The following is a 212-nucleotide window of genomic DNA, read 5'->3' as shown; positions in this document are numbered from 1 at the left end:
GCCTTCACGGGATGATCGAGAACGCCATCTAGGTCGAACTCATAGGAACCATTGCCCTCGTCGGACAGCTTGACCGTAAAGACAAGATTGCCTTCGACACTACCAGCACGGGCCGTCAGTTGCGTACCATCGCCCGACAGCGTGTAGACAAGGGCCTGCCCCTCCGATTTCAGAGATGCAAGCGTTGCACCGCCACCGCTCACCGACAGGAA

General features: G+C 58.0%; 1 protein-coding gene. It reads right to left on the bottom strand.

The genetic code is table 11. The features are described 5' to 3' along the window. Positions 1-212: hypothetical protein (locus H6M51_RS24485; protein ID WP_185812342.1), on the bottom strand; the 212-nt coding region annotated here is incomplete at both ends.

It is taken from the genome of Rhizobium sp. AQ_MP (assembly GCF_014237835.1).
GTDB lineage: Bacteria > Pseudomonadota > Alphaproteobacteria > Rhizobiales > Rhizobiaceae > Allorhizobium.
The sequence above is the reverse complement of the archived record's forward strand: the minus strand, read 5'-3'. Positions and strand labels throughout refer to the sequence as shown.